This is a genomic window from Arachnia sp., from assembly GCF_057238465.1.
This window is the reverse complement of record NZ_DBHHFZ010000002.1, coordinates 150,734-168,034: the sequence shown is the minus strand read 5'-3', so window position 1 is coordinate 168,034 and position 17,301 is coordinate 150,734. Positions and strand designations below refer to the sequence as shown.

Sequence of the window (17,301 nt, the reverse complement as noted above, 5' to 3'; positions counted from 1 at the left end):
ACCCGAACGGGGCCACACGCGAAACCGTCGAGGAACTCGACAAAACAGATGGAGGGAATCAGATGACCACTCGGAACAAGCCCGGCAGGCGGCTGTTGTCGCTGGCCGCGGCGCTGGCCGTCGGCCTGCTGGGGCTCACGACCCCGGCGCACGCCGACTCGGCCAACATCAATCCGAACCAGAAGGCGAACCTGACGCTGCACAAGTGCGTCCAACCCGACACCCCGGGGACGCCGGCGAACGGCAAGGAACAAGCAGGAATCGGATGCACCCCGATCGACGGGGTCACGTTCACGCTCTACAAGGTGAACGACATCGACCTGGCCACCCCGGGCGGCTGGGAAGCGGCCAAGGGCCTGACGGCCCCGGAAACGGGAACCGTCGTCGGCGGTCACACCTCCACCGAGATCTCGGCCATCACCACGACCGGCGGGGGCATCGCGAACTGGCAGGGCCTTGATCTCGGGCTCTACCTGGTGATCGAGACCAACACCGGTTCCCCCGACACCAAGGTCGTGCTCGGCAGCAAACCGTTCCTGGTCACCCTGCCCTACTACACCGACGACAACCAGTGGAACTACGACGTCCACGTGTACCCGAAGAACTCGGTGGCGGGCATCGAGAAAACCGTTGACGACTCGATCCCTCAGGCGAAGTACAACGGCGACAACGTGAAATGGACCATCACCGCCGACATCCCGCGCAGCGGTCAGGGCACCGAGATCACAAGCTACGTCATCACCGACACCCTGCCGGCGGGTCTCACCCTCGACAACAGCCAGGTCACGCTCGGTCTCAAGGACGGCCCCCAATTCGTGAACGGCAACGACTACTCGTGCACGGGCAACCTGACCTGCACCTTCACCCCGGACGGCATCACGAAACTGAAGGCCAACGGAGGACAGAAGGTGGTCCTGACCCTGATCACCGACGTCACCGACGTGTCGCAGGCCACCAACGGGGTTTTCACCAACAAGGCCAAGGTGACCATCAACGGGACCGACTCGGCCGAGAAAAGCGCCACCACCACCTGGGGTCAGCTCACCGTCTACAAGTACGACGGAAGCAACGAGGGTTTCCTGAGCGGGGCCAAGTTCAAGCTCTGCACCAGCGAGGCCTGCCCGGACCAGGACATCGCCCTCGCGGAACTGACCACCGGGCCCGACGGCAAGCTCCTCTTCCCCGTGGTGCGGCCGGGCACCTACTACCTGGTCGAGACGGAGGCCCCCGCGGGCTACGTCAAAGCCGAAACCCAGCAGGTCACCGTCGAGGCCGGTGTGACCGAGACCCCGGCACAGCCCACCTCCGCCGGCAAGAACTACAAACCGGTCGCCAACACCAAACAGGCCGTTCCCCAGCTGCCCCTGACCGGTGGCATCGGTCAGGTCGCCCTGGCCGCCGGTGGCATCGGGCTGCTGGTGATCGGTGGCGCGGTGATGATCATCGGCCGCGCGGCCACCCGTCGCAGGCAGGCCTGAAAGGACACCGGTAAACCGTGACATCACATCCCCGTCGGCGTCCACGACGCTGGAGGCCGGGCCTTGCAACGTGGCTGGCCGCGTTGTGCGCGCTGACGGGGATCGTGCTGCTCAGCTACACCCCGGCCGCCTCGTGGCTCTCCCAGTACCAGCAGTCGCAGCTGATCGACACCTACAACGACTCGCTGCGCCGGGAGGGACAGGCGACCGGGAACGAAACCGGACAGACGGCGGCCGGGGAGGCCCTGGCGGATGCCCAGGCCTACAACGAAAAACTCAGATCCGGAGCGATCCTCGCCCCGAACACCAACATTCCCCGGAGCGCCGGGGAGACCGCCGACAACGAATACCACGAACTGCTCAAGGGCCCGGCGGAGCTCATGGCCCGGATCCGGATCCCGGGCATCGACGTCGACCTTCCCGTCTACCACGGCACCTCCGACCTGACGCTGCTCCGCGGCGCCGGGCACCTGCAGGGCACATCCCTCCCGGTGGGCGGTGAGTCCACCCATTCCGTCCTCACCGCCCACCGCGGCCTCGCCGAGGCCACCATGTTCACCAACCTGGACAGGATGCGCGCCGGCGACACCTTCACCATCGAGGTGATGGGTGAGGTGCTGGTCTACGAGGTGCGCCAGACGCAGGTGGTGGCGCCCGAGGAACAGGAGGCCCTGTACCCGCAGGAGGGCCGCGACCTGTTGACACTGGTCACCTGCACCCCGCTCGGGGTCAACACCCACCGGATCCTCGTCACCGGGGAACGGGTGATCCCACCTCCCCAGGACGAGGTGGACAGGGCGCTGCGGGATTCCGACCTGCCGCGTTTCCCGTGGTGGCTGTTCCTGTCCGGTGGCGGTGTCGTCACCGTGATCGGTTATCTCTGGCTGGCCGGACGCCGCGATGCCCGGCTCCACCAGGCCGCGGTCGCGGCGGGGACGGAAAAGACGGAGGAAACCGCCGGTTCGGAGGTCACCGACACGCCCGGGGACGAGTGCCCTGCCGTGGAGCACGAGGAAACGATCACCGACAATCGGGAAAACCCCACACCGGAGGTGGAATCCACGGGCGGCCGGGATGACGGGGAGCCGGCCGGGGAAGCGGATAATCTCGAGGGGTGAACCACTGGAACACCCGGGCGGCCCTGGACCGGCTCGCGGACTCACGCGGCCACGAGCAGGCACTCACGGAACTGGCCCGCGACCCGCTGTCCCGGTGCCTCAGGCTCGGCCCCGGGCTGGAGATCCCCGTGGCGGATGGCGAACTGGTCTCCGAGACCTTCGACGGCGAACGGAGACCGGACGACCTGCTGCTGGGCCGGCTGGACGGCCACATCTGGTGGGCGCGCAACGACGGTGAGGGAGGGACGGATCTGCGTGCCCTCGACCTTCCCCCGGGCCAGACCCAGCTCGCCATGATGGCGACTGCCCTCTACGAGTGGCACCGCAGCAACCCCGGCTGTCCCCGGTGCGGGGCGGCCACCGTCCACGACCGCGCGGGAACCGCACGCCGCTGCCCGGAATGTGGCAGGGAACTTTTTCCGCGCACCGATCCCGCGGTGATACTCGCCGTGACCGATCCCTCCGACCGCCTGCTGCTCACGCATGCCCGGGGCTGGCCGGAGAATCGCGTCTCCGTGCAGGCCGGTTTCATCGAAGCGGGGGAATCGGCGGAACAGGCCTGTCACAGGGAGATACGTGAGGAAACCGGTCTGATGATCCGGGATCTCGGGTTCTTCGGAACCCAGCCCTGGCCGTTCCCGCGTTCCCTGATGCTGGGTTTCGAGGCGAGAACCGACGGCACGGAACCGAACCTCGACGGCGAGGAGCTCTCCTGGGGTGCCTTCCACACGAGAGAGGAACTGCGGCGGGCCGTGGCGGGGGGAGAACTCGCTCTTCCCGGGTCTGTCTCATTGGCGCGCCAGTTGATCGAGGCCTGGCTGGCGCGCGGCGGGTAGGATGACCCGCCGTGACCAAACTTCGTGACCTGCTGAACTCCCGTGTCCTGGTGGCCGACGGGGCCATGGGCACCATGCTGCAGGCCCAGGGCGATCTCGACCTCGAACGCGACTTCCAGGGCCTCGAGGGCTGCAACGAGGTCCTGAACATCACCCGGCCCGATGTGGTCTCGGCGGTTCACCGCGCCTACCTGGAGGCGGGTTCCGACTGCGTGGAGACCAACACCTTCGGCACCAACCTGGCCGCGCTCGCCGAGTACGGCATCGTGGATCGCCTGGCGGAACTGGCCGGGGCCGGGGCCCGCATCGCCAGGGAAACCGCCGACGGATTCACCGACAAACCGCGTTTCGTACTCGGCTCGGTCGGTCCCGGGACGAAACTCCCCAGCCTGGGGCACATCACCTTCGCCGACATCCGCGACGCCTACCAGGCCCAGGTGGAGGCCATGATCGCGGGTGGCATCGATGCCGTGCAGATCGAGACCTGCCAGGACCTCCTGCAGGCCAAGGCAGCGGTGATCGCCACGAAACGCGCCCGGGCCAGGCTCGGGGTGGATCTGCCGATCCTGGTCAACGTCACCGTCGAGACCACCGGCACCATGCTGCTCGGCTCCGAGATCGGGGCGGCCCGCTCCACCCTGGAGGCTCTCGGCGTCGACGTGATCGGATTGAACTGCGCCACCGGGCCGGCCGAGATGAGCGAACACCTCAGGTACCTGTCGCGCAACGCGTCCTGCGGCATCGGCACCATGCCCAACGCGGGCCTGCCCGAACTGACCCCGGAGGGTGCGGTCTACCCGCTCGGCCCCGGGGCGCTGGCGGATGCCCTGGCTACCTTCCTGGACGATTACGGGTTGTGTGTGATCGGCGGGTGCTGCGGAACCACCCCGGACCACATCCGGTTGCTCGCGGAACGGTTCGGGGGCCGCGAGGTGCGTCCCCGCGAGGTCACGGCGGAGCGAACCTGCTCGTCGCTGTACGTGGAGGTGCCGTTCCACCAGGACCTCAGCTACCTCAACATCGGGGAACGCACCAACGCGAACGGTTCCAAGGCTTTCCGGGAGGCGATGCTGGCCGGGAACACCGACGACTGCGTGGAGATCGCCAAGGGGCAGGCGCGCGACGGGGCACACGTGCTGGACCTGTGCGTCGACTACGTCGGCCGCGACGGCATCAGCGACATGGATGAGCTGGCCGGGAGGTTGTCCACGGCCGTGACGCTGCCGATCGTGCTGGATTCCACCGAACCGCAGGTCCTCCAGGCGGGCCTGGAGAAACTCGCCGGGCGCTGCGTGATCAACTCCGTCAACTACGAGGACGGCGACGGCCCCACCTCCCGTTTCGCCCGCGTCATGCCGCTGGTGGCGGAACACGGCGCCGCCGTGGTCGCCCTGACCATCGACGAGGAGGGGCAGGCCCGCACCGCCGAGTGGAAGCTGCGGGTCGCCTCGCGCCTGATCGACGAGCTGACCGGGACCTGGGGCATGGACATCGGCGACATTCTCGTCGACTGCCTGACCTTCCCGATCGCCACCGGGCAGGAGGAAACCCGCCGCGACGGCATCGAGACCATCGAGGCCATCCGCGAACTGAAACGCCGCTACCCGGGGGTGCGAACCACGCTCGGGGTCTCGAACGTGTCCTTCGGCCTCAACCCCGCGGCCCGGATGGTGCTGAACTCGGTGTTCCTGCACGAATGCGTCGCCGCCGGACTGGACTCGGCCATCGTGCACTCGGCGAAGATCATCCCGATGGACCGCATCCCCGAGGAGCAGCGGGAGGTGGCCCTCGACCTGGTCTGGGACCGCCGCCGCGAAGGCTACGACCCGCTGACCCGCTTCCTGGAACTGTTCGAAGGGGTCACCGCCGCCTCCGTGCGGGCATCCCGGGCCGCCGAACTGGCCGCCCTGCCCCTGGCGGAGCGGCTGCAGCGCCGCATCATCGACGGGGAGGCCAAGGGGCTCGAGGCCGACCTGGACGAGGCCCTGACCGGGAAGGCGGCCCTCGACATCATCAACGAGGACCTGCTCGCCGGCATGAAGGTGGTCGGTGAGCTCTTCGGCTCCGGGCAGATGCAGCTTCCCTTCGTGCTCCAGTCCGCAGAGGTCATGAAAACCGCTGTCTCCCACCTCGAACCGCACATCGACAAGGTCGAGGGCAGCAGCGGGAAGGGCACCCTGGTGCTCGCCACGGTGCGGGGTGACGTTCACGACATCGGCAAGAATCTCGTCGACATCATCGTCAGCAACAACGGCTACACCGTCATCAACATCGGCATCAAACAACCGATCCAGGCCATCATCGACGCCGCCGAGGCCAGCGGGGCGGATGCCATCGGCATGTCGGGTCTGCTGGTGAAGTCCACGCTCGTCATGAAGGACAACCTCGCCGAACTGAACCGCCTCGGCCTGGCGGAGAAGTACCCGGTGCTGCTGGGCGGGGCGGCGCTGACCCGAGCCTTCGTGGAACACGACCTCAACGACATGTTCGACGGGGAGGTGCGCTACGCGAAGGACGCCTTCGAGGGGCTCGCCCTGATGGACGCCGTGATGGCGGTGAAACAGGGAGTGCCGGGCGCGAAACTCCCGGAACCCAAGAAACGCCGCTACAAGAAGGTCGAGGTGGTGGAGCAGCAGGAGGTCGACACCCGCCGCTCCGACGACGTGGAACGCCGCATCGAAGTGCCAACCCCACCGTTCTGGGGAACCCGGGTGGTCAAGGGGCTGCCCGTCGCGGATGTGGCCCAGTGGCTCGATCACCGCGCCACCTTCCTGGGTAGGTGGGGACTCAAACCCGTCAAGGACGGCCCGGGCTACGAGGAGCTCGTCGCGACGGAGGGCATGCCGCGCCTGCGGATGTGGCTGGACCGGATCACCACCGAACAACTGGCGAATTTCTCCGTGGTTTACGGCTATTTCCCCGTCCACAGCGAGGCAAACACCCTCATCGTCGGGGACCCGGACGATCCGTCCCGGGAGTTGACGCGTTTCGACTTCCCCCGGCAGCGCCGCGATTCCCGGCTCTGCCTGGCCGATTTCTTCCGCGACGCGGACGAGACCCGGGAACTCGGTCCCGACGTGCTGGAGATGCAGCTCGTGACCATGGGCGCCGAGGTCGCCAGGGGCACCCAGCGGCTGTTCGAGTCCAACCGTTACCGCGAATACCTGGAACTGCACGGCCTCTCCGTGCAGCTGACCGAGGCCCTCGCCGAGTTCTGGCACCACCGGGTGCGCACGGAGCTGGGTTTCGCCGCCGAGGAATCCACGGTGGACGCAGCCATCCGGGACCAGTCCTACCGCGGGTCGCGGTACTCGTTCGGCTATCCGGCGTGCCCGAACATGGAGGACCGGAGGAAGCTCGTGGCCCTGCTGAGACCCGAACGCATCGGGGTGGAGCTCTCCGAGGAGCTGCAGCTGCATCCCGAGCAGTCCACCGATGCGATGGTGGTGCACCATCCGCAGGCCAAGTACTTCAACGCCAACTGAGGGATCATGGAACAGCGACGACTGCGTGCGGTGCTGTGGGATTTCGACGGCACCCTGGTCGATTCGGAACCGATGTGGATCGAACACGAGAAGGACATGCTCGCCCGGCACGGCGCAGCGTGGCCCGAGGAGCAGTTCAGGGCCCAGATCGGGGAGCCCGCGGCCGTCACGGCGCAGCGGATCTCTGAGTCCTGCGCGGGTGCAATCACCGTCGCCCAGGCCTATGAGGAACTGCACGCGCGGATCTGCGCCCGCTTCGAGGCGGGTGAGATCCCGTTCCTGCCCGGCGCCCGCGAGCTGCTGACCGACATCCGCGCCCACGGGGTGCCGTGCGCCATGTGCACCTCCAGCAACAAACGGATCATGTCTGTGATCGCGAGGGTGGTGCCCGAGTTCGAGTTCATCGTCGACGGGGATGACGTGAAGAATCCCAAACCGGATCCGGAGGGATACCTCCAGGCCATGCGGCGTCTGGGGGTGGGACCCAAGGAGGTTGTCATCATCGAGGATTCGGTGCCGGGAACCGACGCGGCATCCGCCACAGGGGCGGTGGTCCTGGCCGTGCCGTTGCTGGGGCGTCCCGGGGCGGCGCCGCGAAGGGTGTTGCGCGAGGGCGGACTGAGGGGCCTGGATTTCGCGGGCCTGGAGAAGATCTGGAGGAGCCAGTGGTGAATCTGTCGGGGGTCCGGACCGGACCGCTCGTGGTGGGGGAGCGGGTGACGCTGACCGACCCCAAGGGGCGAAGGAAATCAGTGGTTCTGAAGGAGGGCGCTGTCTGGCACACCACCAAGGGGGCGGTCAGGCACGACGACCTGATCGGCGGTCCCGAGGGGGTGACGGTGCGCTCCGTGGGCGGCACCGAATACCTGGTGCTGCGGCCCCTGCTGAACGAATACATGGTGGCGATGCCCCGGGAAGCGGCGGTGGTCTACCCGAAGGACGCCGCCCAGATCGTGATGTGGACGGACATCTTTCCCGGGGCCAGGGTCCTGGAGGCGGGGGTCGGTTCGGGAGCCCTGTCGTTGGCGTTGCTTCGGGCCATCGGTCCCGGCGGGAAACTGCACTCCTACGAACGCAGGCAGCAGTTCGCCGACGTCGCTCGCAGGAACGTCCGGAACTTCATCGACGGGGAACATCCCGCGTGGGAACTGACCGTGGGTGACCTGGTGGATGTGATAGCGGACGAACCCATCGACCGCGCCATCCTGGACATGCTGGCTCCTTGGGAGTGCGTGGACGCGGTGGGGGAGCGGCTCATCCCGGGCGGGGTGATCTGCTGCTACGTCGCGACGACCACGCAACTCGGCCGGGTGATGGACACCTTCCGTGCCCACGGTGGTTTCACCGAACCGACCGCGACCGAGACGACGGTGCGCGACTGGCACGCCGAGGGCCTGGCGATCCGCCCCGGCCACGGCACCTCCGCCCACACCGGTTTCCTGGTGCTCTCCCGCCGCCTCGCCCCCGGGGTCAGCGCACCGATCCGCAAACGACGCCCCGCACCGGGGGCCTACGGACCCGACTACCAGGGGCCGCGGCCTTTGAACATGCCGGAGTCCGACCGATGAGGGTGAGGATCGTCGGGACCGGCCTGATCGGTTCCTCGCTCGGAATGGCCCTGACGAGGGCCGGGGCCGATGTCCTGCTGGAGGACCTGAACTCCTCACACGCCAGGGTCGCCGCCGGGCTGGGGGCGGGACGGGTGGCCACGGATGACGAACCGGTCGACGTCGTTGTGGTGGCCTCGCCCCCGGCGACGATCGCAGAGGTCGTGACGCGGATGCTGGAGCGTCACCCGGAGGCAGTGATCACCGATGTCGGATCGGTGAAATCCTCCATCATCCGGGCGGTGACGGCCGCCAGCGAGAATCCCGAAAGGTACGTGCCCAGCCACCCGATGGCCGGTTCCCAGTTCACCGGACCCCTGACCGCCTCCGCCGAACTGTTCACGGATCGCACCTGGGTGATCACCCCGCAGGCCGGCAACAGCCCCGAGGACATTGCCCTGGTCCACCGGCTGGCCCGTCTCTGTGAGGCGCGGGTGGTGGAGCTCGACGCGGATCTCCACGACGAGGCCGTCGCCCAAGTCAGTCACGTGCCGCATCTGATGAGCATCCTCACCGCCTCGCACCTGCGCGGGGTGCCGGGGGAGAACCTGATCCTGGCGGGGCAGGGCATCCGGGACGTGACGCGCATCGCCGGTTCCGATCCGGGACTGTGGCAGCAGATCATCACAACCAACTCCGCGGCCATCCGGAGGGAACTGAAGGAGGTGGCCACGGACCTCGAGTACCTGATCGGGGTGCTCGACCAGGCCGAACCCCTTGAGGCCTTCCTGGCCCTCGGACAGCACGGCGCCATGGCGTTACGTGGCAAGCACGGGCAGGCGCCGAAGGAACTCGCGGTGGTCACCGTCGAGATCCCCGACGAGCCGCGCGCGCTGACCCGGTTGTTCGGCGATGTCGGTGACTTCGGGTTCAACGTGGAGGATTTCGAACTGACCCATGACGCTGTCCGAGAGGTGGGCTACCTGTCCATCTCCGTGGAACGCCCCCAGGCGGAACGGTTCCGGGAGGACCTGGAATCGCGCGGCTGGCGGGCCTGGTTGGACCGGGAGGGAATCTGATGGATGAACTGGTGATCGCATTGGACGGGCCGAGCGGGGTCGGGAAATCCTCGACCGCGAAACTGGTGGCGCAAAAGCTCCGGCTCGCCTACCTCGACACGGGAGCCATGTACCGGGCCGTGGCCTGCGAGTTCGCCCGGCAGGGTCTGGATCGCAACGATGAAACCGGGATCGGGGAGCTGGCAAGAACAGCAGACCTGCGGATGATCACGAACCCGGATGCGCCCCGCGTGTACATCAACGGTCGCGACGTCACCGAGGAAATCAGGAAACCGGAGATCTCCGCGATCGTCTCGGCGGTGGCCGTCGTCCCGGAGGTGCGCCGGGTGCTGATCGAGCGCATGCGCCGGATCATCGCGGAACACGACCGCCGCATGGTCGTGGAGGGACGCGACATCACCACGGTGGTGGCCCCCGACGCCGAGGTGCGGGTGCTGCTGACCGCCGACGCGGAGGCGCGCGTCGGGAGGCGGGCCGCGGAGCTGGGGGAACGGGTCGATCAGGTCACGGTGACGGATTCGATCCTCAGACGGGACCGCGACGACTCCACGGTCTCCAATTTCACCGAAGCGGCCGACGGGGTGAGCGTCATCGACTCCACGCACCTGGGACTCGACGAGGTCGTGGCGGAGATCCTGAAACTGGTGCCGATGCGTGAGCCCCTCGACGTTCTCGTGTTCTACGTGCCCATCCCGGACACCGACCAGGTGCTGGAGGCCCTCTTCACGGTCGGGGCCGGACACATCGGAAACTACGACTCCTGTGCCTTCGTGGCCTCAGGGACGGGCCGGTTCCGGCCCCTGGAGGGGGCCGATCCCACCATCGGCAAGGTCGGTGACCTGGAAATGGTGGCGGAGAACCGAGTGGAGGTCACCTTCCCGAGAAGCCTGCGAGCCACCGTCGTAGCCGCCCTGCGGCGGGCACACCCCTACGAGGAACCGGCTTTTCACGTCGTGGAGAACGCGGCCCAGGACTGTTGAATCCGGGCCGGCACCAGCTCCGCCGCGTACCGCACCTCGTTCTCGGGCAGGTATCCGATGGCGCTCCCGCCGAACAGCCGGTCGTGAATCGCGGCGGCCCGCTGCGGGGATTCTGGTGAGCGGACGTCGTCGGTTTTTTCCGGGCTGCGGTTGACGCCGTCGATGAGCAATCGCAGGGCCGTGCCGGTGTCGCCACGATCAGACATTCGGCGACGTCATCGCGGATCGATCGCGCACTGGCCCACCAGGGCTGGAGCCCGGGTGCGGTCGCGGTCATGACACCACACCATCCCGGTCGTGCAGTTCACCGTCCCGCGACAACTCCACCACCCGGTCCAGACGGAGGCGCCCCAGCAGATCGGTGTCGTGACTCACGACCACCAGAGCTCCCGCATAGGTGGTGAGGCCATCCACCAGAGCATCGATGCTCTCGAGGTCCAGGTTGTTGGTGGGTTCGTCCAGCGCCAGCAACTCCACCGGGGGATCGGCGAGCAACACCCGGGCCAGCGCCACCCGGAATCGTTCACCCCCGGACAGGGCGCCGACGAGACGTTCCGTCACGTCTCCGCGCAGCAGGAACCGGGCCAGCCGGGCGTGGATCTCGTGGGGTGGGGCCGATGGGCAGCCCCGTTTGACGCATTCGATCACCGGGAGCTCATCGTCCAGCTCGAGGCGTTGGTCCAGGAAACCGATCCGGCCGGAGACCGCTTCCCGCACCATCCGGCCGAGCAGGGTTGACTTTCCCACGCCGTTGTCACCGACCAGCCCCAGCCGCATCCCACCGGTGACGTGGATGTTCTGGTTGGAGCCGACGAGTTCCGCGAGTCTCCTGCTCCGTGTCGATCTCAGCTCCGGGAGATCGATGTTGATCCGTTGCTCGCGGCGAACGGATTTCTCCACGGTTCGAAGCGCGTCCCGGGCCTCGTCGACCTTCCGGGCCGCCAGCTTGTTCGCCCGGCTCCGGCGCCCCTCGGCACTCGACTTGGACTCGGGATCGGACAGCCGCGGACCCTGCCGGATGGTGGTGAACCGTTGCCGGTCCTTGCGGTCCTGGCGGGAGGTCGCCACCTGCACCCGCATCCGTTCCCGCTGCTCGGCCCGCAGCTTCTGCTCGGCGGTTCTGACGGCCCGCTCGGCGGCCTCCTGCTGGGTTCGCAGCTGATCCCGGTAGGCATCGAAGTTGCCGCCGTGAACGGTAGCGGTGCTGTCGTGGATCTCCACGATCATCTCCATCAGGCGGAGCAGGGAGACGTCGTGGCTGACCACCACCAGCCCGCCGCGCCATCCCCGGATCCAGTCGTACAGCTTTGTCCGGGCGGTGGCGTCCAAATTGTTCGTCGGCTCATCGAGGAGCAGGACATGTGCCCCGTCCAGTTCCAGTCCGGCCAGGGCGACCAATACGAGTTCCCCTCCCGAGAGGGTCTCGGCCCTGCGGGAGAGCAGATCTTCACCACACAGGCCGGGAACACGGGCCGCCAGCAGGGCCAGCGAGCGGGCCTCGACGTCCCAGTCGTTCCCCACGAGCTCGAAGTCGGATTCTGCGATGCTTCCGGCCTCGATGGCGCGCAGGGCACGGAGCCGGGCATCGACCCCGAGGAGCTGGGCGACGGTGTGTTCGCCGCATTGCAGGAGGTTCTGCGGCAGCCGGGCGGTCCTGCCGGGAACCGTGATGGTGCCCGCGGTCGGTTGCAGATCCCCTGAGATCAACCGCAGCAGGGTGGATTTGCCGGAACCGTTGCGTCCGACGACACCGACCCGGGCCGCCGGAATGGTCAGGTCGAGGTCGTGCAGCAGGGGCGCGGGGGAGTGGTTGAAGGCGTAGGAGACGCCGGAGAAAACGATGGACGAAGGCATGGGGGCTCCTGGGAACGGCTGGATGCGCCGAACCGGAGCGCGGAACTGGCTCTACGGTGCAGCGCGGGGTCAGCGGTGCAGCGAGCCTGTCATTTCCGGGCCTTTCGTCGGGAACAGGGCGCCACCAGTGTAGCGGAACACCGGAATTTGGGGGTGGGCAGCTACGATGATGCGTTGGTCCGCGATAGGAGGCGAAGCATGAGCGAGGAATCCACGATCAAGCCCGTGGTGGCGGTGGTGGGGCGTCCGAACGTCGGCAAATCCACGCTGGTCAACCGCATCCTGGGCCGCAGGGAGGCCGTGGTGCAGGATGTTCCGGGCGTCACCCGTGACCGTGTCTCGTACGACGCGAACTGGAATGGTCGCGAGTTCGTGCTGGTCGACACCGGCGGCTGGGTCTCGGACGCCAAGGGCATGGCGCAGCAGATCGCGGAGCAGGCGGAGCTCGCGATCTCGATGGCTGATGCGGTGCTGTTCGTCGTCGACGCCACCGTGGGCACCCTCGACGAGGACGAGGCCGTGGTCAAGGTGCTCAGACGTTCCAGGAAACCCGTGGTGCTGGCCGCGAACAAGGTGGACGACCAGCGCCACGAGGCCATGGCCGCCACCATGTGGAACCTGGGGCTGGGGGAGCCGTACCCCGTCTCCGCCATGCACGGCCGGGGCTCCGGTGATCTCCTGGACGCGGTGCTCGCGGTCCTGCCGGAAGCTCCCCGGGAAAGTTTTGAAGAGATCGGCGGGCCGCGCCGGGTCGCGATCGTCGGGAAACCGAACGTGGGCAAGTCCTCGCTGCTGAACAAGCTGGCCCAGCAGCAGCGGGCGGTGGTCTCCGATGTCTCCGGAACCACCGTCGATCCCGTCGACGAGATCGTGGATGTCGGCGGGACGACGTACCGGCTCATTGACACCGCGGGTATCCGCAAACGTGTCAGGGAGGCCTCGGGGCACGAGTTCTACGCCAGCCTGCGCACCCAGACCGCAATCGAACGCGCGGAGGTCTGCGTGGTGGTCATCGACGCCTCGACCCCGGTCACCGACCAGGACCTGAGGATCCTCACCAATGTCGAGGAAACGGGCCGGGCCCTGGTGATCGCCTTCAACAAGTGGGATCTCACCGACGAGGAACGCCGCCGCTACCTGGAGCGGGAGATGGAACGCGATCTGGTGGCCTTCCGGTGGGCGCCAACGGTCAACATCTCGGCGCTGACCGGACGCAACGTCGACAAGCTGAGCAGGGCCATCGAGGCTGCGGCAAAGGGCTGGGAAACGCGTATTTCCACCGGCAGGTTGAACTCCTTCCTGGGACGCCTGACCGCCTCCCACCCGCACCCGGTGCGCGGCGGCAAACAGCCACGCGTCCTTTTCGGCACGCAGGCGCACAACTGCCCACCCACCTTCGCGTTGTTCACCAGCGGCCAGTTCGACGCCACCTATGTGCGTTTCATCGAACGCCGTCTCCGCGAGGAATTCGGGTTCGTCGGTTCACCCATCCACATGGAGATCCGGGCCAGGGAAAAACACAGGAATCGGTAGTGAACCACTGGAGCGGAACTCCGAGGTCGCGCTGAGACCCTCGGACCGGACAGAACCCGGGTCGCGCCGGCGCCGTGCGCTGTCGTCGCGGGCTGCGATTCTGCCGGCCAAATGCCGCGGGAAGCGTTGCGGGGTTCACTGCCCGGTGGCGATGGGGCGTGTCGGATCGGTGATCCAGTCGCTCCACGACCCCGGGTAGAGGGCCGGGAGCGGCAGCCCCGCGACCATCGCCGCCAGGGCGACGTGTGCCGCCTGGATACCGGAGCCGCAGTAGACCCCGACCCTGCCCTCACCGGCGCCGAGGGCCTCGAATCTCTCCCGCAGCTCGCCGGCCGGCAGCAGGAATCCGTGCTCGTCGGCGAGTTCGAGCGCGGGCAGCGAACGGGCCCCGGGTATGTGCCCCGCCACGGGGTCAACGGTTTCACCAACACCCCGGAAACGGTCCCCGGGGCGGGCGTCCAGGAGCACCCCGGCCGAGACGAGCCCAGCCGCCCCATCGGCATCCAGCACCGCGAAGGAAGGGTTGTTCCCCAGCCGGAAATCCCCCGGCGCCGGAGAAATGTGCCCCTGCTCCACCGGAAGACCGGCGGACAGCCAGGCCCCGAGACCGCCGTCGAGGACGAATGTGTCACGGTGCCCGTGGTGCTGCAGAAGCCACCACGCCCGGGCAGCGGCCATGGACCTCCAGTTGTCGTAGACCACGACGGGCCGGTCGTTGCTGACCCCCGCGGCCCGCATCGCGGCCTCGAAGGCCGCGGGGCTGGGGAGCGGATGCCGCCCGCCCGTGTCGGCCTCGGGGGAGGCCAGCGCCGTGTCCATGTCCACCAGAACCGCCCCGGGGATGTGTCCCGCGAGGTATTGTTCCCGGCCGCCCGAACTTCCCGGCCCCGCGAACCGGACGTCTAGGAGGGTGACGTCTCGTTGATCGAGCAGGGTCGCCAGCCGGGAAACAGTGATCAGTGGGTTCTGCATGGCCCCACTGTTTCACAGCCCCAGCCCAGCTTCACGGGAGCCGGGCCCAACCGGGTCGGCCCTGCCCGAGAAGTTCCACCATGCTCAGAGGAGACCGCCCGGTCAGGGCCCGGACGCTGTCGGAGACCACGTCCAGCTCCCCGGATGCGATCGCGGTGTAGGTGGACACCCAGGCGTCGACCTGCCAGGCCGGGGCACCGTAGTGGGCGCGTGAGGCGTAGGCCTCCTCCACGGTTTCCTCCCGATAGGTGACCTCCCGTCCCCGGGCCTGACCGATGATCCGGGCCATGTCCTTGAGCGAGAGCGTCTCTGGGCCCGTCATGTCGTAGGTGCGCTCCGCGTGGGATGACGGGTCGCGCAGGACCGCCACGGCCGATCGTGCCACGTCCTGCCTCGCGACCGCGCCGACGCGGCCATCACCGGCCGGGCCGCGCATCACCCCCTGCTCGTCCACCATCTCGGGGAAGAAATCCAGGTAGAACGAGTCACGCAGGAAGGTCCACGCCATTCCCGATTCGCGAATGTGCTGCTCGGTGTACCAGTGGTCACGGGCCAAGGTGAAGATGGCATCCGGGGCGGCCGCCAGGAAGGACGTGTAGATGATGTGCCCGACCCCCGCGGTGGCTGCGGCCTCCACGAAGACCTGATGCTGCCGCACCCGGTCCGGGTTCTCACCGGCGGAAACCATGAAGAGCACGTCAACCCCGGTCAATGCTTTACGGGAAGCCTCCGCGTCGCCGTATTCCATCACGGCCACATCCCCTTCGAGCCGGGGCGCCCTGCCGGCGTCGCGCACCAGCAGCCTCAGCCGCGGAGCCAGGTCCTGCAGTCCGCTCGCCACGGCACCGCCGAGCTTCCCCGTGACCCCCGTGATGGCGATCGTCGGTTCTTGTCCGGTCATTGGTGGTCTCCTCTCCGATGCCATCATGCCGTGCGGCGGTTCCCGCGGAAGGTCACGACACTGTTGCGGAGGGGCAGGGCGTCGGGCCAGGGAGGCCACCCTCAGTGAATTACGCTATATTTGATTACCATAAATTCCGGCGGTGATGTCGAGAGGGCGTTGCCGCAAGCGATAGAGCAACCAGCCCCGAGGAAGAGGTCTTCATGGTCAAGCGCCAGTTCCCGAAGCCCAGTGAGATATTCGACCTGCTGCACTTCAAGATGCCAACCCTGAACGCCAAGAAGCGGCGTCTTCAGGACTCCCTGACGATCTGGGACCTGAGGAAGATAGCCAAACGCCGCACCCCGAAAGCTGCCTTCGACTACACCGACGGCGCAGCGGAGGGGGAACTCTCCCTCCGCCGGGCTCGTCACGCCTTCGAGGACATCGAACTGCATCCAGACATCCTCCACCCCGCGGAGGACGTCGACACCTCCTGCGAAATCCTCGGCGGACCATCGTCCATGCCGTTCGGAATCGCTCCCACCGGATTCACCCGCCTGATGCAGACCGAGGGCGAGATCGCGGGGGCGGGGGCCGCCGGGGCCGCGGGCATCCCGTTCACGCTTTCCACCCTCGGCACGACCTCCATCGAGGAGGTCAAGGCCACCAATCCGCTGGGCCGGAACTGGTTCCAGCTCTACGTGATGCGCAAGCGGGAGATTTCTTACGGCCTGGTGGAACGGGCCAAGCAGGCGGGATTCGACACCTTGATGTTCACCGTCGACACCCCCGTCGCGGGCGCTCGTCTGCGCGACAAGCGCAACGGTTTCTCGATCCCGCCGCAGATCTCCCTGGGAACCGTGCTCGACGCCCTGCCGCGCCCCTGGTGGTGGTTCGACTTCCTGACCACCCCGAAGCTGGAGTTCGCGTCCTTGAGTTCCACTGGCGGCACGGTGGGGGAGCTGCTCGACTCCGCCATGGATCCCACCATCAGCCACCAGGATCTCGACGTCATCCGTGGTATGTGGGACGGGAAGATCATCATCAAGGGTGTACAGACCGTCACCGACGCCAAGAAACTCGTCGACGCTGGCGTCGACGGCATCCTGTTGTCCAACCACGGTGGCCGCCAGCTCGACCGCGCCCCGGTGCCCTTCCATCTGCTGCCGCACGTGGTCCGGGAAATCGGCAGGGACGCCGCCGTGATGGTGGACACCGGCATCATGAACGGTGCCGACATCGCGGCCTGCATGGCGCTGGGTGCTGACTTCACCCTCATCGGTCGCGCCTACCTGTACGGTCTCATGGCCGGCGGACGCGCGGGAGTCGACCGCGCCATCGCGATCCTGCAGGAGGAACTGGTCCGCACCATGAAACTGCTGGGCGTCTCCAGCATCGCCGAACTCGAACCCCGCCACATCACCCAGCTCACGCGCTACGTGCCGGTTCCCAAACTGGCCCAGCACGTGGCCGAGGCCCTCGTCTGATTCCCGCTGCGGCGGGAAACCGAACCATCTCGCTCGGCGGGCCGGGACT

General features: G+C 67.5%; 13 protein-coding genes and 1 pseudogene. 10 read left to right on the top strand and 4 right to left on the bottom strand.

The genetic code is table 11. The features are described from left to right. The first annotated feature begins 62 nt into the window (after positions 1-62). From ACO6D6_RS03030 to cmk, 8 genes and pseudogenes are all read left to right on the top strand, one after another. Positions 63-1,478 (top strand): SpaH/EbpB family LPXTG-anchored major pilin, encoded by a 1,416-nt coding sequence (locus ACO6D6_RS03030; protein ID WP_484783127.1) that lies wholly within the window; start codon positions 63-65, stop codon positions 1,476-1,478. Positions 1,479-1,495: 17 nt separating this feature from the next. Continuing rightward, the gene (locus ACO6D6_RS03025; RefSeq protein ID WP_484783126.1) at positions 1,496-2,596 is read left to right on the top strand and encodes a class C sortase; all 1,101 of its coding nucleotides are present in this window, start codon (positions 1,496-1,498) and stop codon (positions 2,594-2,596) included. Further along, positions 2,593-3,432 (top strand): NAD(+) diphosphatase, encoded by an 840-nt coding sequence (gene nudC / locus ACO6D6_RS03020; protein ID WP_484783125.1) that lies wholly within the window; start codon positions 2,593-2,595, stop codon positions 3,430-3,432. Before ACO6D6_RS03025 ends, nudC begins: the two co-directional genes overlap by 4 nt. A 65-nt stretch (positions 3,433-3,497) precedes the next feature. Beyond that, positions 3,498-6,917 (top strand): methionine synthase, encoded by a 3,420-nt coding sequence (gene metH, locus ACO6D6_RS03015; protein ID WP_484783409.1) that lies wholly within the window; start codon positions 3,498-3,500, stop codon positions 6,915-6,917. A gap of 6 nt (positions 6,918-6,923) precedes the next feature. Beyond that, positions 6,924-7,589, top strand: coding sequence for an HAD family hydrolase (locus ACO6D6_RS03010; RefSeq protein ID WP_484783124.1), 666 nt, complete (start codon positions 6,924-6,926; stop codon positions 7,587-7,589). Next, entirely contained in the window at positions 7,586-8,485 is a 900-nt protein-coding gene (locus ACO6D6_RS03005; protein WP_484783123.1) for a tRNA (adenine-N1)-methyltransferase, read from the top strand. Before ACO6D6_RS03010 ends, ACO6D6_RS03005 begins: the two co-directional genes overlap by 4 nt. Beyond that, the gene (locus ACO6D6_RS03000) at positions 8,482-9,543 is read left to right on the top strand and encodes a prephenate dehydrogenase (protein ID WP_484783122.1); all 1,062 of its coding nucleotides are present in this window, start codon (positions 8,482-8,484) and stop codon (positions 9,541-9,543) included. Before ACO6D6_RS03005 ends, ACO6D6_RS03000 begins: the two co-directional genes overlap by 4 nt. Then, a pseudogene (gene cmk, locus ACO6D6_RS02995) lies at positions 9,543-10,196 on the top strand ((d)CMP kinase); the annotation flags it as partial. The gene ACO6D6_RS03000 and the pseudogene cmk, both read left to right, overlap by 1 nt. Before the next feature lie 293 nt (positions 10,197-10,489). On the opposite strand, the gene ACO6D6_RS02990 reads toward cmk, so the two are convergent. After that, positions 10,490-10,729, bottom strand: coding sequence for a hypothetical protein (locus ACO6D6_RS02990; protein ID WP_484783121.1), 240 nt, complete (start codon positions 10,727-10,729; stop codon positions 10,490-10,492). A 67-nt stretch (positions 10,730-10,796) separates the two neighbouring features. Continuing rightward, on the bottom strand, positions 10,797-12,377 hold the full coding sequence (locus ACO6D6_RS02985; protein ID WP_484783120.1) for an ABC-F family ATP-binding cassette domain-containing protein: 1,581 nt from the start codon (positions 12,375-12,377) through the stop codon (positions 10,797-10,799). Positions 12,378-12,575: 198 nt separating this feature from the next. Here ACO6D6_RS02985 and der point away from each other — a divergent pair, with 198 nt between their 5' ends. Then, positions 12,576-13,910 (top strand): ribosome biogenesis GTPase Der, encoded by a 1,335-nt coding sequence (der, locus tag ACO6D6_RS02980; protein ID WP_484783119.1) that lies wholly within the window; start codon positions 12,576-12,578, stop codon positions 13,908-13,910. A gap of 135 nt (positions 13,911-14,045) precedes the next feature. Here the strand turns inward: der and ACO6D6_RS02975 are convergent, their stop codons facing one another. Then, positions 14,046-14,882, bottom strand: a complete 837-nt coding sequence (locus tag ACO6D6_RS02975) for a sulfurtransferase (RefSeq protein WP_484783117.1) — start codon at positions 14,880-14,882, stop codon at positions 14,046-14,048. 31 nt (positions 14,883-14,913) lie between these two features. Next, positions 14,914-15,783, bottom strand: coding sequence for an SDR family oxidoreductase (locus tag ACO6D6_RS02970; RefSeq protein WP_484783115.1), 870 nt, complete (start codon positions 15,781-15,783; stop codon positions 14,914-14,916). Between the two features lie 203 nt (positions 15,784-15,986). Here ACO6D6_RS02970 and ACO6D6_RS02965 point away from each other — a divergent pair, with 203 nt between their 5' ends. Beyond that, on the top strand, positions 15,987-17,252 hold the full coding sequence (locus ACO6D6_RS02965; RefSeq protein WP_484783113.1) for an alpha-hydroxy acid oxidase: 1,266 nt from the start codon (positions 15,987-15,989) through the stop codon (positions 17,250-17,252). The last annotated feature ends 49 nt before the right edge of the window (positions 17,253-17,301 follow it).